At 38.9% G+C, this 19,265-nt stretch carries 23 protein-coding genes; 7 read left to right on the forward strand and 16 right to left on the reverse strand.

Going from position 1 to position 19,265, the window contains the following annotated elements; genetic code table 11:
* Positions 1–24: 24 nt before the first annotated feature.
* Positions 25–360: a hypothetical protein gene (locus N824_RS25615; protein WP_048907965.1), complete on the reverse strand. Its 336-nt coding sequence runs from the start codon at positions 358–360 to the stop codon at positions 25–27.
* A 148-nt stretch (positions 361–508) separates the two neighbouring features.
* Here N824_RS25615 and N824_RS25620 point away from each other — a divergent pair, with 148 nt between their 5' ends.
* Together N824_RS25620 and N824_RS25625 are read left to right on the forward strand one after the other, a co-directional pair.
* Positions 509–1,954 carry a S41 family peptidase gene (locus N824_RS25620; RefSeq protein WP_048907966.1) on the forward strand — a complete coding sequence of 482 codons (1,446 nt, stop codon included), beginning with the start codon at positions 509–511 and terminating at the stop codon, positions 1,952–1,954.
* A 96-nt stretch (positions 1,955–2,050) separates the two neighbouring features.
* Entirely contained in the window at positions 2,051–3,547 is a 1,497-nt protein-coding gene (locus tag N824_RS25625; protein WP_048907967.1) for a TlpA disulfide reductase family protein, read from the forward strand.
* Positions 3,548–3,790: 243 nt separating this feature from the next.
* On the opposite strand, the gene N824_RS32095 is transcribed toward N824_RS25625, so the two are convergent.
* Positions 3,791–3,928, reverse strand: coding sequence for a hypothetical protein (locus tag N824_RS32095; RefSeq protein ID WP_161662362.1), 138 nt, complete (start codon positions 3,926–3,928; stop codon positions 3,791–3,793).
* 336 nt (positions 3,929–4,264) lie between these two features.
* On the opposite strand from N824_RS32095, the gene N824_RS25630 reads away from it, so the two are divergent.
* Positions 4,265–5,377 (forward strand): Fic family protein, encoded by a 1,113-nt coding sequence (locus N824_RS25630; RefSeq protein ID WP_235207305.1) that lies wholly within the window; start codon positions 4,265–4,267, stop codon positions 5,375–5,377.
* 749 nt (positions 5,378–6,126) lie between these two features.
* Here the strand turns inward: N824_RS25630 and N824_RS25635 are convergent.
* The 9 genes from N824_RS25635 to N824_RS25690 all read right to left on the reverse strand — a co-directional run bounded on the left by N824_RS25635 (position 6,127) and on the right by N824_RS25690 (position 11,611).
* Positions 6,127–6,471, reverse strand: a complete 345-nt coding sequence (locus N824_RS25635) for a hypothetical protein (RefSeq protein ID WP_048907968.1) — start codon at positions 6,469–6,471, stop codon at positions 6,127–6,129.
* 615 nt (positions 6,472–7,086) lie between these two features.
* Entirely contained in the window at positions 7,087–7,524 is a 438-nt protein-coding gene (locus tag N824_RS25650; protein WP_152542461.1) for a hypothetical protein, read from the reverse strand.
* A gap of 393 nt (positions 7,525–7,917) precedes the next feature.
* Positions 7,918–8,685: a hypothetical protein gene (locus N824_RS25655; RefSeq protein WP_048907972.1), complete on the reverse strand. Its 768-nt coding sequence runs from the start codon at positions 8,683–8,685 to the stop codon at positions 7,918–7,920.
* A gap of 192 nt (positions 8,686–8,877) precedes the next feature.
* Complete coding sequence (locus tag N824_RS25660) at positions 8,878–9,099, reverse strand: hypothetical protein (protein ID WP_048907973.1); 222 nt, start codon at positions 9,097–9,099, stop codon at positions 8,878–8,880.
* Position 9,100: 1 nt separating this feature from the next.
* On the reverse strand, positions 9,101–9,406 hold the full coding sequence (locus N824_RS25665) for a hypothetical protein (RefSeq protein ID WP_048907974.1): 306 nt from the start codon (positions 9,404–9,406) through the stop codon (positions 9,101–9,103).
* Positions 9,407–9,464: 58 nt separating this feature from the next.
* Positions 9,465–9,683: a hypothetical protein gene (locus tag N824_RS25670; protein ID WP_048907975.1), complete on the reverse strand. Its 219-nt coding sequence runs from the start codon at positions 9,681–9,683 to the stop codon at positions 9,465–9,467.
* Between the two features lie 10 nt (positions 9,684–9,693).
* Entirely contained in the window at positions 9,694–10,470 is a 777-nt protein-coding gene (locus tag N824_RS25675) for a DUF3560 domain-containing protein (RefSeq protein ID WP_048907976.1), read from the reverse strand.
* Between the two features lie 503 nt (positions 10,471–10,973).
* On the reverse strand, positions 10,974–11,375 hold the full coding sequence (locus N824_RS28770) for a UPF0758 domain-containing protein (protein WP_052334268.1): 402 nt from the start codon (positions 11,373–11,375) through the stop codon (positions 10,974–10,976).
* Positions 11,372–11,611 carry a hypothetical protein gene (locus tag N824_RS25690; protein WP_048907978.1) on the reverse strand — a complete coding sequence of 80 codons (240 nt, stop codon included), beginning with the start codon at positions 11,609–11,611 and terminating at the stop codon, positions 11,372–11,374. Before N824_RS25690 ends, N824_RS28770 begins: the two co-directional genes overlap by 4 nt.
* 725 nt (positions 11,612–12,336) lie before the next feature.
* Here N824_RS25690 and N824_RS25700 point away from each other — a divergent pair.
* The gene (locus N824_RS25700) at positions 12,337–12,915 is read left to right on the forward strand and encodes a hypothetical protein (RefSeq protein ID WP_048907980.1); all 579 of its coding nucleotides are present in this window, start codon (positions 12,337–12,339) and stop codon (positions 12,913–12,915) included.
* A gap of 11 nt (positions 12,916–12,926) precedes the next feature.
* Positions 12,927–13,550 carry a hypothetical protein gene (locus N824_RS25705; protein ID WP_048907981.1) on the forward strand — a complete coding sequence of 208 codons (624 nt, stop codon included), beginning with the start codon at positions 12,927–12,929 and terminating at the stop codon, positions 13,548–13,550.
* A 26-nt stretch (positions 13,551–13,576) separates the two neighbouring features.
* Here the strand turns inward: N824_RS25705 and N824_RS25710 are convergent, their stop codons facing one another.
* Together N824_RS25710 and N824_RS25715 are read right to left on the reverse strand one after the other, a co-directional pair.
* A complete protein-coding gene (locus tag N824_RS25710) occupies positions 13,577–14,584 on the reverse strand; it encodes a hypothetical protein (RefSeq protein ID WP_048907982.1) in 1,008 nt (335 codons plus the stop codon).
* Complete coding sequence (locus tag N824_RS25715; RefSeq protein WP_048907983.1) at positions 14,584–15,165, reverse strand: YozE family protein; 582 nt, start codon at positions 15,163–15,165, stop codon at positions 14,584–14,586. The genes N824_RS25710 and N824_RS25715 overlap by 1 nt, the downstream gene beginning before the upstream one ends.
* A gap of 138 nt (positions 15,166–15,303) precedes the next feature.
* On the opposite strand from N824_RS25715, the gene N824_RS32100 reads away from it, so the two are divergent.
* Both N824_RS32100 and N824_RS25720 read left to right on the forward strand, forming a co-directional pair.
* Positions 15,304–15,453, forward strand: a complete 150-nt coding sequence (locus N824_RS32100; protein ID WP_161662363.1) for a hypothetical protein — start codon at positions 15,304–15,306, stop codon at positions 15,451–15,453.
* 50 nt (positions 15,454–15,503) lie between these two features.
* Complete coding sequence (locus N824_RS25720) at positions 15,504–16,316, forward strand: hypothetical protein (RefSeq protein WP_048907984.1); 813 nt, start codon at positions 15,504–15,506, stop codon at positions 16,314–16,316.
* A 13-nt stretch (positions 16,317–16,329) separates the two neighbouring features.
* Here N824_RS25720 and N824_RS25725 read toward each other — a convergent pair whose 3' ends face one another.
* From N824_RS25725 to N824_RS28775, 3 genes are read right to left on the reverse strand one after another with little or no spacing between them, the layout of a single operon-like run.
* Positions 16,330–17,475 (reverse strand): hypothetical protein, encoded by a 1,146-nt coding sequence (locus tag N824_RS25725; RefSeq protein WP_048907985.1) that lies wholly within the window; start codon positions 17,473–17,475, stop codon positions 16,330–16,332.
* 15 nt (positions 17,476–17,490) lie between these two features.
* Positions 17,491–18,099, reverse strand: a complete 609-nt coding sequence (locus N824_RS25730; protein WP_048907986.1) for a hypothetical protein — start codon at positions 18,097–18,099, stop codon at positions 17,491–17,493.
* Between the two features lie 36 nt (positions 18,100–18,135).
* Positions 18,136–19,179: a hypothetical protein gene (locus tag N824_RS28775; protein WP_052334269.1), complete on the reverse strand. Its 1,044-nt coding sequence runs from the start codon at positions 19,177–19,179 to the stop codon at positions 18,136–18,138.
* Positions 19,180–19,265 lie beyond the last annotated feature (86 nt).

The raw sequence follows: 19,265 nt of genomic DNA on the forward strand, positions 1-19,265 counted from the left end.
CCTTAGCTATAATTGTTGCTTTTCTCACGCTCTATAAACATAGAACTTCTTATCTCTTATAGGCTGCCCTTTAATCTCTAAGTATTCTCCCTTTTTATCTCTGGTATGCTTAATTACGAATGGCTCATCACTTGCTTTGCATGCTTCAAAAGCCAGTTTTAGTCGATCTATGCGTGTATCGGCACCGACTTTCCATTTTTTATCTAAATACCAAAAATAAGCGGAAACGTTTCTTGTGCTCCCTAGCATTTTTCCATCTAACCTAATATGAGTTGGGTTTAATTCTTTATAAGAAAGAACTGCTTGAATATAAAATTCACTAAAATCTTTGTATTCAGGAATAACGTTTATTGCGCTCATAATTAATTTTTGCGCAATTTACATCATTTCTATTCTGGTGACAATTTTTTAGGAGAATAATCTTATGCTTGTTAACTAATTTAAGGCTTGTAATAAAAACTAAAAAACTAATAATTTTAATATATTAATCCTCAACCAAATTACCGCAATGAAAAAATTGAGCGCCTTCCTTATCATCCTTGCATTCCCATATTTACTAGCGGCACAACAGCTATCTTGCAACTGCCTGGACAATTTAAACGAAGCCATCGTTAAAACTGAAATCAACTATGCTGGCTTCCCCACCAAAGTGAATTCAAAGACAAAGCCTGACTATGAAAGTCTGGTAACCAACCTCCGCGCAAAGGCGGGAAATGAAAGCAATACAAAAAACTGTTTCTACCTCATAAAAGACTATATCAGATTTTTTAAGGACAAACATTTCTCCTTAACCTACCTGAATAAAAATGATTACGACATTGAGACAGAAGACAGTGATGAATCTTACTTCAAAACCCTGAAACCCGACAACAGCGTTGAGGGTATATGGACTAACCCTGACAGCTCAGTCACCATAGGCATAAAGAAATTTCCAGGAAACGAATACAAAGCTATTATCCTTCAAGCAAAGGATGAAAAGCTCCCAAAAGGTTTAGTTTATTTTACACTAAAGCCCCACAAAAAGGGTTATCTGTTACAACAATACAATGTATTTAACAGTATTGATTTTTATGCTCAGCAAAGAGGTGGCCTACTGCAATTGTGGAATTTTTCGCTTTTTGGAAGGATTTTACCAAAACAAATGACCGCTAGCGAAAAAAGGGAGTTAAACACATGGAAAAACAATAACAATGGATTAGATTTTAATCAGCTAGATCAAGAAACCAGTTATATCAAAATTCCAACCTTCTTTAACAACGACAGTAAGATTGAGAAATTGGTTGCAGCAAACGACAAAGCGATTAGAAATAGTAAGTACCTAATCATCGATCTCCGTGGAAATGGAGGAGGCAATTCCGGCTGGAGTTTTCTATTGCCCTATGTAATGACCAACCCTATTAAACAGGACATTCCGCTACTCCGCATTTCAGAAGACAACGTTCGGATTAAAAGATCAGAGCTTGAATATCTTGTGAAAAATCCTTTGCCCGAGGCTGCAAAGAAATATTATCCGGATGAATATATAAGCGTACTTAAAAAAATCTATGAAGAGCTCCCTAACGCTAAAAGTACCTTTTATGAGGTTCCTGGACTAACGATTCCGATTGATTCTGTTCTCGGAAGTCCTTCCAGAGTAGCACTAATAACTGATGAACTTTGCGGAAGTTCCGCTGAATACTTTTTTCAATTGATGAAACAAAGCAAAAAGACCACAAGATACGGTTCAAATAGTGTAGGAATGATGGATTACGAAGGTCCGGCTTCAACCACCCCCCTTCCATGTAAAGAGCTTATTCTAATGATTCCCGTTTCAAAATCGAGCTGGACTGATACAAATCCAATCGATGAGGTTGGCTTTGGTCCTGATGTCAAGCTTAAAATACCAGGAAAGCAATGGATAGAATACATCGTTAAGGATCTTAAAAAAAGGAGAGGGAGTTCATTCATTAAGTAAATTTCCTGATTCATCACATTTTTACCGTTGTTCATCACATTTTAATAAATCAGTTCATCTAAAGGTTATTATTGTGTGTTAAAAAAACAATCCGGTATGAAAAAAAATATTACCCTATTCTCCTTAATTTTTGTTGCTATACAGGTTTCGGCCCAGTTTAACCTTCAAGGAAGGATCATAAATTACTCTGGTAAAGATGACTTAGTTATCAACACCCCATTGGTTTATGGTTTTCATAACGAGAACTCTATATCCATTCCTGTAGCTAAAAACGGTACATTCAATATCACCTTGCCTACTGAAGCGCAAAATTTTGTCAGTTTGATTTTTCAAAGACAGTTTTACACGCTTCTGATCACCAAGAATAAAACTTTAACCGTTAGTATAAATGATAAAAAACTAGCACTCTTATCGGGGACAGCTTTGTCAGAAAACGAGCTTCTGCAAAAAATCGATATAATGGAAAATCCTATTTTTATGGAAGAACAGACCAGGCATCTTTATGAAGGCCTTAGCTTTTCCGAATTGAATACCAGGCTGATCCAACCTTATTTTGCAAAACGAGATGAAAAAATAAACACTATAACCACTTCAAAAATTTCATTAAAGAACAAAAAGCTGATCACATCAGAAGTAAAGTCTGTTGCTTACAATTATCTAAATGATTTTGCCAGAACACAGCTCAACAATAGGTCTACTATCGACAGCATGATTATTAATATTTTTGATAATAGTATCATTAAACCTGACGTTCATCCTGCCGGCCCTCAGTATTATTCCTTTGCCGACAACTATCTACGCTATCTGGAAACCAAAGCTTTTTTAAGGATTAAGAAAGATAGCATCAAACCTACGGAGCCAATCCCGTACTATGGGATCAGTTTAGATAGTGCCAATGTCGTCGTAAAAAAATATGGAAAGCCATATTGGAGGTGGTTAGGAAGTACCAAGAACTTTCCTGAAGCGGTTACCGAACAGTATACATATCAGCAGATTATAAACTTATACAACGATAAAGACTTAAGGCAAATAGCAGCACTTTCAGAGGTATTTAAAAAGCACTTTCCTCAAAGCAGATTTAACCAGGGGATTAATCAAAAAGTAAATTCATTAAGGGAAATGCTTGCTCAGAACGAATCAAATACCGATATCGTGGTTTTAAACAATTATAACAAGATACAATCAGTTTATGATGTTGTAGCTAAGTATAAAGGCAAAGTGGTTTACCTTGATGTTTGGGGTACATGGTGCGGCCCCTGTAAAGAAGAGCTTAAGTTTATGCCTCAACTCAAATCCGCTTTTACCAATAAAGATGTTGTATTTCTTTACCTGGATATGGATGAGGAAGATCGTGATGTCATCTGGAAAGAGTTCATTAAAGTGAATGGATTAACAGGGGTACACTTCCGTAAGAACAGACAAACTATAGCCCCGCTATGGAAAGAATTATTGGCTGATAACCAAGATAAAGCTGAATATTACCCACAGTATTTCATTTTTGATAAAGAAGGAAGGGTAGCAATAAGTAAGGCTTTGCGTCCAAGCGACAGAGAAGCACTGTATCAACAAATCAACTCTGTCTTGGGTCGTTAATTTCAAAAATTGGTCGAGTAGCTTTTGTCATTAGGCGTTCTTTTTGATGATTTTGACACTTTGCTAAAACGCACGAAATTCTCCAAATCGATATTTGGGGGATTTTGTACGTTTTAATACTCTTATATACCACAGACTAAATATATTTATTTTACCACTTCATTTCTCCGGTATTCACCTTGGCCCCGATCTGCAATGCAGTTTCAAAAACAAGGTTTGGATATTTGGCCTTTATGGGTTTGATTAACTCGGCTGATGTTTTAGCCTAAAATTAAGGAACTCTTTACATAGTTTTTCAAGATTTCTCAAACCTTGTACATCAATATTTTTTTCGAGCTTATTTTCAATCTCAACCTCCATTGCCTCTTTAGTAGAATTCATATCACATTTTACTTTCAGTACCGGTCGGTTAGTTTCAAACAAATTTAGAAAAGTTCTTATGCTTTATTTTGGTCATTATCCTCAATTGATGTTATATGCCTAAGATACTAAGAATTTATAATACTAACTTCTAAGAACTAGTCCCTCAATCAAAAAACCTCTTATCTATATGTCCAATTTTACGAAATAAATGAACATAAAATCATCATCTGTTCATTTATTTTTCCTTTTCAATAACATGTTCATTTTTTTAATAAAAATGAACATGTTATGCTGGTGTGTCGATCACTATATGTATATTTGTTTATAAGTTCATATATCACAAAAACTGAACATATGCCGCACGATAGGACACAGCCTTTCAACGATCTCCCATTGCTACCTCCATTTAACGATATGGAAGAAAATGTTGAAGTAATGAAGAAACTTGTTACTGCTTCACGCGCACTGGCAACTACAAATTCCAGTATCCATAGCCTTCCAAATCCTACTATACTGATTAATACAATTGCACTTCAAGAAGCGCAAACCTCTACGGCAATCGAGAACATATTCACTACAGAAGACGAACTTTACAAGGCGATTTCAGAAACCGTTCGCGAAGAAAATATTAAACCCGCCACAAAGGAGGTGCTCCGCTATCGGGAGGCCTTATGGGAGGGGTATAACATCATCCGAGAGAAAGGAAAGGTGGACATAGATAGCATTATTAGAACCTTCAGGCAAATTAAGAATGCTATAGCTGGGGTAAGACCACCACAAACCCTTACTGTGATTAGACGCGGACAAAGCGAATTCAGATCGGGTGAGGTAATATATACTCCTCCCAGAGGAACGGGCATCATAGAAGCCAAGATGGAAAATCTGGTAGAATATCTAAATGACGATATGAAATATCCGACTGACCCACTGATCAAAATGTGCATTGCCCATTATCAGTTTGAAGCCATACACCCATTTTCAGATGGAAACGGAAGAACGGGTAGAATTTTGAATCTTTTATATCTTGTGAACAAAGGGCTATTAGGGCAACCGGTACTCTATCTTTCCAAATACATTATGATCAACAAGGAAGACTATTACCACCACCTGAGCGGGGTTACCCAACGTGGTGCATGGAAGCCATGGGTGATGTACATGTTAGATGCTGTCGAGAAAACAGCGGAGTTGACCAATCAATTAATCACAAGCATTCTCAACCAAATGGAAGCGACACTTGCCCATGGTAGGACAGCTATTAAATGGTACAACAAGGAGGTCAATGAGGCGATCTTCAGCCAACCCTACATCAAACCAAAATTCATCGGAGAAATATTGGGCATTACCTCAAGAACTACTTTGACCAAATACTTCGGCGAACTCGTTGCCGCAAAGATCCTGAGCCCAGCAAAGGACGGAAAAGAGGTATATTATATCAACGACGACCTTATCCAAATTCTGAAGGGTTAACTGCAGGATTGATACTCGCAGTAGAATTACTTTTTTTAGATACTTTTAGTAGCTCTGTAAAAGAAAAAGGCCATGAACATATTCACATTCTTAAACGCATGTTGGTGTTATTTGTGGTCTCGGAGATATAGGACTCGAACTATATCATTGATGATATTCGGAATGCAGCAGGGCTGGAGAGGATTCATTTAGCCTTTACCGCCCGGTACAAAGGGATTGTAGCATTTAAAATGTGAGCCCAGTGAAAAAAAACAACTGGCTTACTTATTATTGATGTGAGCCAATAAGAACCTATAATGGGCCGATAAACTATAACAGATTATAATATGATCCAGGAACAACGCCCTGCCTTTCAATCAGCTTCAATATGATCAGTTTGTCAAGCATAATAAAATTAAAGCAATTCATGAGCCGTAAAGAACCGGTAATGAGCCAATAATTAACGGTAATTATTACTAGCTTTCGAACCAAATCGATCGAAGGCAAAAGGTCACAAAACAAGAAAAGCTTGAGCCGCTATGAGCCGAAAAGAACCGATAATGAGCCGATAATTGATCTTTGACAAAAATGGTAGCGTGGATAACGCTGACGCCAGCTGTCATCCAATGCTAAAACCCAGGCAGAAATTAAGAAATTGTTACGTCAATTAGTATACAATTCATCTCGACGAGAATCGAACTCATCAGATAGCCATTACATTGTCGGTTCCAAATTTCTCTAACAAATTACTTTCCATTTCTAAAAAGCCCTCAATCAAATAGGCTCCGATTGGTTCTTTTGAATAATGTAAAATGGTTAATAACCGGCTCTGTTTCTTTTGATTGTAATGAAATCAGTGCACAGGCCGCCCGGAAATCCTTATAGTTTGTTTTCTTTAGTATTGCCTCAATAAATGGGATTCTAGATTTATCGTAAACTGCAGCGGCCAACAAATAGCCTAATTGATTTTTTTTACTGGCAGAATCTTGAAGTAACATATCTATATTAAGTTCGTATAGGCTGCTAAATCTGAAATCCATTAAAGAAAATTCCTCACTTAATTTGTTTTGAAGCACCCCGGCTAAAATTGCACCTTTATCAGAGAAATAAAGCAAATGGTTATATTTTTCACCAAACTATCTATTCCGATATCAGCAAATTTACCAACTGCCAACTTCTCGAAATCCTCTTTAAACTCAAATAATGATTGCGCACTAACATTGAGGCTGAAGAGGAGATACATAAAAAAAATACCAAAGAATTTTTTCATCTATAATTTATACACTTAATCAAAAGGTTTCTCGTGTTGAACATAGATGCATAACAGGTTGGCTGTTATTGCCATTAAGTTTAATAAAACAAAAATGATTATCATCGACAACACAAATCCGTTATTCCAACCGTCATTAAAAAGTGGCGTAAATAGCATGCTAAATAATAATAACGATGATACTACGCAAACAATTCGTTTGTACCTGTTTTTTTTAAATCCGCTAAACATCAAGGTTATGAGAGAAAACAAAATTAAACCGTTATATATCGCATTGTAAAGGTACGGTAACTCTTCAAATGGGGCGGCATTCTTTGTTATTGTCAGCGCGGAGATTATTAAATACAAAAACATAAATACTGATATTTTTGTGTCATATATAACAACAAGACAAAATGCCACCCCCGTAAGGATATTTAATAGGCCAATATTTCTAGTTAAATAATGCATATATTTATGTTTATGGGCAAACACCTGTTTTTGCCGGCGCGGTCTTTGGCGCAGTCGCCGGCTCTAGCACTATACCTGGTTTTCCTTCTGTTTGCATTGTTTTCAACTTCGTATAAAGGCTGGCTGGAGATCTGCCAATAGTTACACTTACGATACCGGACTGAAGTTTAGCATTGGGAACAGAAAGCTGTTCAGCTGCAGGCCGAGTCGCATTGTAAACATCAACAGCATAGTCTACACAATTATAATCTTTTAAGTCATAACTTTTGTCTTTTTTTGTAGTCGCGGTTACTAAAGCTAACTCAAATGCACTTTGTGTTATATCCCTGCTTATACTTGCATTATATTCATGTGCTCCATTGTCATTGATTTCGCTTCCTACGGGTCCCATTGAAAGGCTCAAAATTCCAAAATTAGAATTACAGCCCTCTCTAAACAAGATGTACATTTTCCGAACATGTTGTTTATCAGAGATTTACCACATATCCAGTGAGTCAGCATATTCAAAGTGGTGACTCACCGAATTACTCACTTTGAAAACAGTAAAAGTTGAATAATTTGGCACCTCACCAAAACAAAAAAGCCTCCAAATCATCGATTTGCAGGCTTTTATACGTTTTGTTACTCATTTCAGTGGTCCCGGCGATACAGAACTCGAACTACTTTCAAAGAGATTTAATCATGGCGGCAGGCTTAGAGGACGATCTCTTTAACCCGCTTCCTCCTGGTTTAACAGGTCTTTAAAGGCAAAAATCACGAAGCCAGCAATCAGTTTGCTGGCTTCTTTTTTTCGGTTTACTTTTTGTCCCTGGATCGGATTGTATTGCTTGTTTAGCAATAATCATATCAAAACATGGTATGTTTTTGGTCCCGCTCCGTACCTTTCAATTAATGCCAAAGCCCTTAATTTGACCAACATCCTTCTAACAATTACTTCGGATTTTCCTAATTTTATTGCAATGCGCCGGGTTGCAATTCCTGGGTTGTGCTGGATGATATAAAGTAAAAGCTTGTATTTAATCGTCAGGTTTTGCCCGGCACCGTATTTGGATAATTTAAGCATCAAAATTTCCTGAAAATCTATCATTACCATCAGGCATGACAACACCCAATGGTCAATATTATCGCTGTTAAAGTCATCGACAAGACTGCGCGCCTTTTTTAAGCAGGTCAAATTTAGCCACTGAATCCACGTATAACCCGAATGAATCAATAAAATACCTGCCACTTTTAAACTAATCCACCCACCAAACTGCCGAAAACTTTGGTCTGTTAGCAAACAATGAATAAATAGCGCACACTTAACAGGTATTGGAATTTCTGTTGTTGTCTCAAACCAGTAAATCAATTCCTTGAAAGGTGCATAAAGTCCGATACCAACAGGCAGCATCTTTTGAAGTGCGGTATTAATATCCCAATCTTTGGCCATATCAGAAAGGAACCCATTTGATCTGGTTAAAGATTTCATCTCTTCCAAAAATTGTTGCTCTTTTCGTTTAACATCAGGCCACACCGCGTCAAACCTTTCAATGCTGCTGATGTACCGCAGCATTTGCCAGCTTGGTGTAAGTCTTAAACAGTCTTTTTCAATTTGGGGTAATAGTGTCATAAGCGCAGTATTTCATTAATAGATGATACAAATTTGGATTTGTTAGTCGTGCCGCACTCCAAAGATGGGAGCGGATGGGGATTTATTCCGGCTATGATACGACAGCGGCAACTTCGATCCGGTTTTGGATATGATTAAAAAATGAACCAATATGAGCCGATAAGAACCAATAATGAGCCAATAAAAATCCTATCATAAAAGAATAGCTACCACACCGTAAACGATCATCAACATCCCGATCAGGTTTAAAAACCATTCAAAAAGCGGGATGACCTGTGATGACAAATAACTTGAAAAGACATTCAAGCCTGCAAAATTTTTGCGTTTGAACCTGCGCCTGCCGATCCAAAAACGTATCAGCAGCCCGGCAAAAAGCAGTATCGTCCCGATGGCATCAAAATCAAATACTTTCATATCAGGATTGTTTAGGTAAATGTTTCAATGCCTTATCCAGATCCTCCGGAATCACTGGCAGGCATTCCGACAATTTCAGGCGCAAAGATTCTTCCCCTTTAAATGCAAACGCTACCCGGATCGGTTCCGCGCTGGTGATACTCAGGATTTCGCTCTTTCTCTTCTTTAGTTTAAAATATACGTCCCACAGGGCGGAACTAAAATTGATTCCTATCCCTGTGACAATATGCCGTTTATAGGTTTTTCCGTTGCGTTTATGCACAACCAGGTTAAACCTGAAATCATAGCCTATAGTAATTCCTTCCATCTTATAAAGTTTAAAGGGGGATCGCTCCCCCTTGATGATTCAATAAATTATTTTGGTTTTATCTGCGGAAACGGAACAACCTTGTTCCCCGTCTTTTCAGATAACTGGCGGTATAACCGTTATCCTCAATGATGCCCCGCACCAGTTTTTCGGCAACTCCAGCGGTGTGCAGATCGCCCGGATGCATTTTCATATTGTCAAGATTATAGAAATGCTTAAGGGCTTTAGCCAGCTCAAACAAAGCTTTTTTATCGGTTTTATTTTCGTAGTTACACATAGTGATAAGATTAAACGGTTACACTTTGGGCTATCATTCTGCCCCAATAGATCGCATTATTGCTGATATGTCTCTGCCAGGCAACTTCCGAACGGCACCAGCGGAAACCGTGCTGCTTTAACTGCGTGATTACTTCCGCCGCTGGTTTACCATCAAAAAGCAACTGCAAACGGTTAACCTCCCTGTTCTCAAAAATGCGGACACCATTCACAACAATATCTACAGCCGTCCGTACTTCCTGCGCCTTCAGTACCGCAATGCGCTGTTCCGTGCTTCTGATAGTTGCATTATTATTGGTCAATCTATAACTAGGAAAGCCCTTTCCACCATGCCCAGGCTTGATCAGCTCCTCCCACATTTCAGCAGTGCCGAACTTCAATTTCAAAAAACCGTCCCTGTCATTCTTCCTAACCGCTTTATTAGCAGCTTTCATAAAATCCTGAGTACCCTTTAAAGTCGCTAACTTCTGTTCCAGCTTTAAAAGCGCCTCGGGATCATCTGAAAAAATAGCATCGTTTTCCTTAATACTCTCCGCCTTCTCCGCATAATAAGCAGCCTTATTGCTTGCCGCAGCCGACCTGCCCATAGTATTATGAATTTTATCCCTGTAATTACGGTCACGCTTTTCTGAATGGTGACCGACCAAAATAGGCTGTCCCATCGGGATAACGCTTGCCATTTCCTTGCTTCTCAAATAAAGCTGATCCGACTCGGCTTCTTTCTTTGATGCCATGTTTTCCGCATGCTCAATACGGTTTTCCTTACGCTGATGAAAGTTATGTTTCATAAAAAATATGCAATCTGCGGCTGCACCACACCGTTTTTAAGGTTGAAAAATCTGTTAAATTCCTCTTCCTTGTCCCCGTCTCAACAGAGCTTTTTTCCAAAGAAAAAAGGACAAAAAAGAAAGCAACAGAAGCATGTTTGACCATACCGGAGCGGTATAAGTCCCGAAGGGTGGCGTAGCCATTATGCCCGCGAGGTGCAGGCAAACATTAGCTTCGCTTTCCTTTTTTGCCCTTTTTCTTAAAAAGCTCATCCTCCTATTCCCGTCATTAAACTTGTCTCTTAAAGTGTCAAAGGGAAAGCGCAAGTGCATACTTCATGCTCTTGCGGGAGCGGCAGGAAAAGCGGGAGAAGAAATGAAGCGGAGCGAAGCGCGCGAAATGGATGACCCGGCATTTCCTGCATAGGCAGCTACAGGACACAGCAGGGAGTAAAATAAACCCGGTTGAAAAACGGGACTATCGGCACAGAAGAACCACAGCAGCACCTTTCCGAAAAAGAAAACTATCCCACAGACGGACGCATCACAGCGCCACTGGCAACCCGCATTTTGCGAACAGGCGAAACATTCAGCATCGGGTACATACGCCTGGAAAGCTCCATAGCCGCTAGAATAGAACTCGACTTTGCCACACCCATACCCGCAAAACCACAAAAATCATCCAGCGACATATCCGACAGCTTTATAAGATCGCCTCCCACACTATCTAAAATACGTCCGGCTAAATCAACCGCGGTTTCATTAGGCGTAACCGAACCGATCAGCATCGCTAGTAGCTCCGCATTGCCCATCGCCTCCCTGCCATGCTCCAACATTTTTTCACGCGGACGCAATTCAGGCTCCCAGCTCTTGATGCCATTAGCACGCTTATCCTTATTCGTTCGATGCAAATCTTGAACTCTCACATCTTGTTCACCATGATAAGCTGCACTTCTGAAAAGCGAAACATACAACCGATAAGGATGTGAAAATCCTCTTCAAAAACCCGCACACATTGTTTGGTATAGGTACCATCGGGCTGGGAATCACTGCGGGTAATGTAGATATAATTACTATTGTTCTTTGCAATCCTGAAATCTAAAAAGTAATGTTTATTACCACAGGAAAAGTTCTCTGAGGCTAATATATTGCTGTTTTTCATAGGGCTAATGATTAAATACAGCCCAAAACTGCGGCTGGAAACCCTAATTATCCGGTTTTATTTTCAGTTACCTGATCTCATTTTTTGCTTAAGTGATCCAAATCTTTCTTACCCGATCCAGGAATTTTTTACGTGTTTTTTTTGCTATCTTTCTCATTTCCCTATGTAAACCCAATGACAGAAACAACAAAAACCCGCCATTGTAAAACTTGCAATAAAACATTGCTAGGCCGCTCAGATCAGAGGTTGCGACGACGCTTGTAGGAACAATTTCAACAAGCAGAAAAACAGGCAAGCTAAACTGCCACCGCATCCCACTCAAAAAGCAATATTTAAAATCATCGCAAGAAATTATAACATTCTAAGACGTGCCTATTCAAGCCCAATAGACCCTAAACGTTACGAATATATACCTATACATAAAATGCCTGCGGAGTTTGACCCGGACTTTTACACAAGCACTCATCAAACTGAAACGGGAATATTTTACGTCTGTTTTGACCGTGGCTGGCAGATCGTTGGGGAACGCTACCACATGAAAGATTTTCCTGAAAAGGCTTGGATCAGGGACTCTGATGTAAAACTTAACTAGTAAAGAACATAGCCATTTTGTTCTATAAAATGGGAGCCAATGTTCAGTTAGTTTTTGCAAGATTATAAGAGGGTTTAATTTTATGAAATGCCATCTTTTGAAATGGTAAATTTGTATTTATAAGCCAATTGAAATGCTATCAGCAGAACAAAAAGAAAAATTCGCTTCAATGCGTGTAGAGATCCTCGATCTGAATATTCTCGCCTACTTCTATGTGAGAAAACTAAACAGACTTGCGCATTTAATTAAGGCCACAAGCCGGGAATACCTGCTTGAAGAGTTTATAGCACTACGCTATATGGAAAACGGAATAATACTGCATCTGACAAATCTTGACGATGACGACGGAAATTTTTCATTTCGAAAAACAGGTGCAGAGTTCAAAAAAAGCAGCAAGGATCAGAAGGCACAAACCGCAATTCACGAAACTTTGAAAAGATATAGAAAAAACATAAACGACATAAAGAATATCCATAGGAATAGACGGATAGCCCACTTGAACTATTCAACCGACCTGCGATTTGATGAATTTCAAGATTTCGAAAAGGCACTATTGCCTCTAATAAATGAGGCAAACGGTATTGCAGATGGATTTTGGGGCGAAAAAATAGAGGTCAGATTTAAACTGGGTTCTTTAGAAGGCCATCTGGATTTTAGAAAAGATCCGGCTGATCTAAAAGTGGATGTTAGCAAAATAACAGGATTTTATTAAACAATAACATAATGCAACCCATATTTTCCAGAAACCAGGACTACACAAAGATTGCCTTTCTCAATTGGCGCATAGACAAATGGAGCGACATCCTAAACATGCTAAATATAGCTGACGGATTTATGAGATCAGCGATTGAACTCGCGAAATTCTCGGCAAACAATAATGAAGATAAAGCTGCTGATATCCTTATTTTCCCTGTTCTAACCAATGCGAATCATGGTATTGAACTGTATCTAAAAGCGATGACCTGGATGCTGAATAAAATAATGGCACAAGAAGCACGGATAGAAGGCTCACATAATATCCGCCAAATATATGCTACTGTTCGTGCGAAAATCAAAACCTACGGGGGGAGTATTTCGATCAAAGATTTTAATGAAAAGACCGAAAATCTTGATAATTATATTGAAGAACTTTTCGCAAAGACAAATGCAACTCCAAAGAATGACAAAATGGATTTCTCCCGATATCCGTTGGATCAAAAATATGAAAGCCACTTTTATGTTGATCAGATTGGAAACGTTGAGATTGATCTCGAAAATTTTGTAGTACGTTTTTCAGAAACATATGAAAGCTTAAAAAGCCTGACAGATTTTTTATACCATATTGAGTTGCGACAAGATCACATCTAAGATAAATATTGATTTTTTTTAACCATTTACCAATATGGAAAGCGGAATTCACCAAAAACTTCCGTTAAAAATGCCAACTTTCGAACGCTCCCACCTAAGTGAACCATTGCAGCACCGTTAAGTGCGCCGCCATCTCTTTGTGCCTGCCAGAATTCCAGAAAAAAATTCTCAGAACTTGCCCTGCCAGCTGGCATATTAAACGGGCCATCATAAATATCATTACCCTCATTAAGGACACAAAATTCTTCAAACTTGATGATCGGACTGGTAAAATTATAGGCAAAAAGCTTTTTCAAGAGCGGTAAAACGGTAAAATGACCATATTTTTGCCGAACCTGAACAATGATGGAATAGATAAGATCTGCAATTAAATTCAATGACCTTAGCACATAATCTTTGTCTACGGATAGTTTTCTACCCGGCTCAGTACTTCGTTTAATACCTGCTGTCTTTTTAATATACAGTTCATTAACCACCAGATTGTTATGCAGTAAGAGATTTCGGGTTTCTTTAATCTCGATCAGTTCATCTAAAATCTGCTCCAACTCCAAATCTTTAAGGTCAATGGCAAAAACTTTGGCAAAGAGTTTTAAAAAATTATCAAGACTCCCGTAAGCCACACGGTTTACACTAGCCTCGATAATCTGGTTGATCACCTCTCCATTTAACAATTGTTCCTGCCCAACGGCCAGTCCTGTTGTTTTCTCATCAGTAGAAACCCCCTTTAGCAGAGATAATTTTTGCGGATAGAATTGAAGAATTTTGATCATTAGGTCATTTAACATCGTCTCAAACTGAGCAATAGCAAGAACGAACAATCCCTTACAAGAAAACTCATCATCTGGCTGATTTTCCAGGCTATCCATAATCTTGCGAAACTGGTTATAAGCGAGAACAGCAGGTCTTTCCAGCTCGAAAATAGTTATCAGAGCAGGTATGGGAAGATCCAAATAACGGAGATAAACAGTACCAAGTTTGAGATCCTTTGCGCTGTTGTAGAGACATTCTGGATAATCTGTGTGCAGATCTTTCATCAATTTTTGTCTTTCCGATGACTGGTTAAATAATCGATCATCTCCGAATAATTTGGTTGGGTTGGACTGCGGGTTCCCTCGAACTTATTTTCAGCTAAGGCTGCCAATGCTTCTGCCACTGAAAGTTCCCTAGTCAAATTGCCGCGGACGATATTTTCGATTTCAACCACGGAAAGCTCTGTCAGGGTTCGTTTTCCATATACATCAAACTTTATTGCTTCTTTCCCCGCCGAATCTATTGCATAAATCCTGTAAATGTCACCTGGCTCTCCGACACTAATCACCTTGTCACAGGAAAAATTTGCTTTCAAAAATTCCCATCGCTCGGCTCTCATCGGCGCATATTTTGTGTCAAGGTCATTAAATTCAACTTCAACGTCCTTGTGCGACTGGTAAGCCTCCATAAATTCTTCAAACATCCCTACATTTCCATGTCTATGCAACATAAACTCCAAATAGGAAGCAATTCTTTCCTCACCCTGGTCATAAGGAAAGTTTTTATCACCCATCACATCATCAGCAAGGTCACCAAAACTAGAGTCCTCTAAAGCATGGGATTTTATGAATTCCAATAAAGTCATATCCAAAAATTAAAAGATTGAAAGTACAAAGAATATCCCGAAAAGATAATCACCGGGATCATCTGGAGAACCTGCATTTTCAACAATCATAATAGTCCGTAAAGAAATAAGTAATTTTATGCATTACGCTTCAAAAAAATGGCAGAGAAAACGATTCTAAGATCAACAACAGTAGACAAGCACGGTGATTATGTCGGGCTGGAACAACTTCAGGATTACGTAAATGCAGTAAACGGCAATCTAAAACTTCGTTATCTGGCCAACCATCGTCGTGATTTGCACCTTTAGGTTATCTAGATAATGCCGAAATTACGCAAGCAGGCCAAATTCATCATGCATTGGCGGAACCAATCGTCTTCACCAACAGAAAAATAGCAGAGTGGGATTCCGATCTGATCATAGAAGATTCAGGAATACCGCTTACGTTGGTTGGTCGAAACAAAGAAACCACCCAAATCTGTATCACCGTTGATAAGAACAATTTCTATTCATTCGAATCCTTTGAAAGAGCAGGGAAATCATTGTCAGATGTGTTTGATGGAGAAGTCAGCCTGGACACATCGATGCGGAAAAGCTTACTTCCCGATCCGCAACTTGTCATTACACTCGCCGGATATTATACTTTATTCAAACCTCTTGTAAAACCATTAATGGCCAAGGTTGGCGAAAAGATTGCAGAAGGAATTGGCGAGGATATCTATGGTTTGTCGAAAAAGCTTCTATTGAAGGTGGCAGAAACCATACGGATCACCAGGAATAGTATGGTTCCAAAAAACAAGGTCTTACTGACTATATTCGAGATACCGGGAGATCCATATATAGAATTGCAGATCAAAACTGATAGCTCCAGCACGGTTATTAATTCAATTACGGACAAAAAACTGGCTAAGATTTACCAGAAAGTACAAGATTTAAAAAACAAAATTGACGTTTCAGAAATTTATTTTGTCTATAATACCAAGGGCAAATGGGAAATCACCTACCTAATCAGTAAAACAGGAGAGATTATCGGAACCAAATCTTGCTTTGCTAAAAGAGATAAATTGCTGAACCGAATAAACCTCAGTCCGACAAAATCTTTTAGCGTTGGAGCAACTGGCGTTAAATATGAAAAAAAGCCAATCCCGAAAACTGCATCACGAACAAAATAATAATCAATCAGGTCTATAATAAATCCCTGACGGTAAACAAGTACCTTAAGTATTCATAGCAACAATAGAATTCCCTTTCATCGCCGTGTACGCTTTGCAGATACTTGAGTTCAGAAAGTACTTCTGGATCATCCCGATAGGTTTTGATAAAATAATCAATACCAAAAACCGGATGCTTTTCACGAAGCTTAGAGAATTGATGCCGGATATCACGACGTGTTGATTCAGCATCTGTACCATTACCCGCACCCTTTGAAAATACAATTTTAAAAGAGGTATGGCTGTGATCTTGCGGGGCCAACAACTGAGGTTCATCCGACCTAAACTCTTTTATATCCCCTGTGATCTGCACCAGATCATGCTTTAGATCCCGCATAAAAATATCAGTACAATGGCGGTAGCGCGGATGAACGGTCTGATTTTCAAAAAAGTAAAGCAAATTTGATTTCGAATATAGGGCGGAATTTTCAAAGAATGCATCAAACAGATGCTCCGTTTTGTTCACAATCCCTTCAAAAGAAATTTTTGGAAAGTCTTTAAGAAACTTGCTGAGCTGGTTTTGATATAACTTAAGTTTATTCTTAATTGTAGCTAATATCGCTTTTAAGTTTTCAAGAAGATAATTTTCATGTGCTCTTACCAGTTCTTCCCATTCATATCGGACAACTTCAGATTTATAATCCCGGTCTTTATGATAGCGAAGGTATTCAACAACAGTCCCATAAGAATCACGGGTAAAAAATACGGAAGAGATGAAATTATTCTTTTTATCTCGGCTGATTGGATGACCTGTGAGTTCATTCCTCAAAGTTCTGATTAACAACTTATCTTCCCCGCTGCTTGCAGGCATCTTGAATACAAACCGAAGCTCATCAATCAGATCCTGTCCGATATACATCAATTGAAGTACCGAAACGGTATCATAAACTGCCAGCTGGTAATTTGCTTTCACAGGAATATGTTCCAAAAGTTCGACAGTATCATCAAAATAATTCAACAGATCACCCATGTAGTTTGTGCGTTCTTCGGTTCCGAAATTGATCCGGTTTTGACAGTACTGGTATTCCAGAAAATAATCATTCCATGCCTCCCTGATCTTCTCAGAAAGTCTGACGATTTCATTCTTATCTATTCCTTTTATATACGCTAATTGCACCATTTGCTTATATCCTTTTCAGGTATTCTTATACCGTTCAAGCATTTCTTTTGATGTTAGCATTTCCCACAATCTGGTCTCAGGATTGGCAACCAGGTACATTTCTTCAGGCCGGACACTCCTGTTTATCTTTTCTTCAGGAGCGGCTTGCTGGCACTGCTGATAAAGTAAATTCAGCACTTCAAAAACACTCTCTAACATATCATCTGCATCTTTGTCTTCTATTTTTTCACTGACCAATACGTTTATCAAAAGTCGGCTGTGCAGTCTTGCTTTAAGTGAAATGGATAGGGACTGGTCGTATTTCTTTGATAGCTTATTGGTAGACTGCGAGGCCGCAACCAATTGCGTTTTTATCTCACGTCTTTTCAGAATGTATTGCTTCAAGCGGGACTTCAACATTTGGTAAGCGTCTTTTCCCGCCTCTTCCATAAAAGATTTGAAGAAAAGTCCTGATACCATTATAATGAAGCTCGTCGGGATAATCCATTCGAAGGCCGCAAATAAACGCTCACTTTCGTGCTGAATTCCTTTTATTTTTAACTCGTCCGTACTCAGCTGTACGATTTCCTGAGCCTGCTGATCATCAAAGTTATCTGGCCAACCTATTATTATTGCCTCTTCCATCTTTCGAATTTAATTTATACTGTTGTGTATCAAATGCTATTTATCATCGCCCGCCTTAACTTCAGCATCGATCAGCGGTTGATGCCATACCCAAAGCTCATCCAACGAACGGAAATTCTGCGGAACGGGATTATTACTCCTAAAAGCCTCGTCAATTGTCAGCGCCTTATAGTGACTGAAGTAACTTTCACATGTACGTCGGGGATTATTGGCAAGCGATGACCCAAAATAGGAATCGCTGACATCATAGTGGTGACTATGGATAAACCCTTTCCATCGCCTTTTCAATTCTTCTTCGGGCACTACATCAATAATTTCAAATTGCTCCATTGCTCTGTCATCAGGCGTTCCCCAGGCTTTGTTGAGTAAGCCTACTGCCTCAACATCCGAGACAGGCGCTCCATACCCAAATATTGTAGCACGAACGGAACCATTATCTTTACCCAACACCGACTCTAGCCCTTTCCAGGCATCGACAATGAATTCGTTTTCATTATAATTTTTCTCATTCACAGGGTACAACAGCGGGACAGGTTCGAAAATGCCGCCCTCTGCACGACATTGATAACCGATTGGCCCTGATCGCTTATCTTCCTTACTATACCCCAAAGCTACCGTTCCGTGTAAGAATGACATATAGGGCAAGTTCTTGGTAAACTCTCTATTTCTAACGAATGCCTGATACAAAAATGGATCCCAGTTAAATGTCGCAATGTGATCTTTAGAACGAAGAGATAAAATCAGATAATCATAGATTGTCGGTTCATCAGGTAGCTGCATGTTGCCGAAATACGCCTGAATCCGTTGCTGAATATCAACCAACAATGGCGAATTCGGATCATGGGCATACAAATTACCATAAAGCGTCTCAAAATTTTCACTCTTTAATTCTTTTGGAATCTCAGCTACTATATCTTGCAAACCCACAACCTCTACAAAATTAAGCATTGAAGGCAATTGCCTCCCATTGCGTTCCCCATTTCTCCTGGTAGCGGCAATACTTGCACCAGCTCCAAGTATGACAATATGCCTGCCACCCATAACCTGGTTGATCCCCTGTTCTTTTGTTAATCCCGGCATTGATTTATATTTACAACTAAGATACAGTTCATAATTAAATATGTAGCTTTTTACCCTTCATTGTAGATAGATGAGTCTATTTTTGA

This window comes from Pedobacter sp. V48, assembly GCF_000523515.1.
In the GTDB taxonomy this organism is placed as follows: domain Bacteria; phylum Bacteroidota; class Bacteroidia; order Sphingobacteriales; family Sphingobacteriaceae; genus Pedobacter.

Bases quoted from the DNA above. Each gene is read 5' to 3' on its own strand.
- N824_RS25615 (WP_048907965.1), bottom strand. From the start codon at position 360: ATGAGCGCAATAAACGTTATTCCTGAATACAAAGATTTTAGTGAATTT.
- N824_RS25620 (WP_048907966.1), top strand. From the start codon at position 509: ATGAAAAAATTGAGCGCCTTCCTTATCATCCTTGCATTCCCATATTTA.
- N824_RS25625 (WP_048907967.1), top strand. From the start codon at position 2,051: ATGAAAAAAAATATTACCCTATTCTCCTTAATTTTTGTTGCTATACAG.
- N824_RS32095 (WP_161662362.1), bottom strand. From the start codon at position 3,928: ATGAATTCTACTAAAGAGGCAATGGAGGTTGAGATTGAAAATAAGCTC.
- N824_RS25630 (WP_235207305.1), top strand. From the start codon at position 4,265: ATGCCGCACGATAGGACACAGCCTTTCAACGATCTCCCATTGCTACCT.
- N824_RS25650 (WP_152542461.1), bottom strand. From the start codon at position 7,524: ATGTACATCTTGTTTAGAGAGGGCTGTAATTCTAATTTTGGAATTTTG.
- N824_RS25655 (WP_048907972.1), bottom strand. From the start codon at position 8,685: ATGACACTATTACCCCAAATTGAAAAAGACTGTTTAAGACTTACACCA.
- N824_RS25660 (WP_048907973.1), bottom strand. From the start codon at position 9,099: ATGAAAGTATTTGATTTTGATGCCATCGGGACGATACTGCTTTTTGCC.
- N824_RS25665 (WP_048907974.1), bottom strand. From the start codon at position 9,406: ATGGAAGGAATTACTATAGGCTATGATTTCAGGTTTAACCTGGTTGTG.
- N824_RS25670 (WP_048907975.1), bottom strand. From the start codon at position 9,683: ATGTGTAACTACGAAAATAAAACCGATAAAAAAGCTTTGTTTGAGCTG.
- N824_RS25675 (WP_048907976.1), bottom strand. From the start codon at position 10,470: ATGAAACATAACTTTCATCAGCGTAAGGAAAACCGTATTGAGCATGCG.
- N824_RS25690 (WP_048907978.1), bottom strand. From the start codon at position 11,611: ATGAAAAACAGCAATATATTAGCCTCAGAGAACTTTTCCTGTGGTAAT.
- N824_RS25700 (WP_048907980.1), top strand. From the start codon at position 12,337: ATGCTATCAGCAGAACAAAAAGAAAAATTCGCTTCAATGCGTGTAGAG.
- N824_RS25705 (WP_048907981.1), top strand. From the start codon at position 12,927: ATGCAACCCATATTTTCCAGAAACCAGGACTACACAAAGATTGCCTTT.
- N824_RS25710 (WP_048907982.1), bottom strand. From the start codon at position 14,584: ATGAAAGATCTGCACACAGATTATCCAGAATGTCTCTACAACAGCGCA.
- N824_RS25715 (WP_048907983.1), bottom strand. From the start codon at position 15,165: ATGACTTTATTGGAATTCATAAAATCCCATGCTTTAGAGGACTCTAGT.
- N824_RS32100 (WP_161662363.1), top strand. From the start codon at position 15,304: ATGGCAGAGAAAACGATTCTAAGATCAACAACAGTAGACAAGCACGGT.
- N824_RS25725 (WP_048907985.1), bottom strand. From the start codon at position 17,475: ATGGTGCAATTAGCGTATATAAAAGGAATAGATAAGAATGAAATCGTC.
- N824_RS25730 (WP_048907986.1), bottom strand. From the start codon at position 18,099: ATGGAAGAGGCAATAATAATAGGTTGGCCAGATAACTTTGATGATCAG.
- N824_RS28775 (WP_052334269.1), bottom strand. From the start codon at position 19,179: ATGCCGGGATTAACAAAAGAACAGGGGATCAACCAGGTTATGGGTGGC.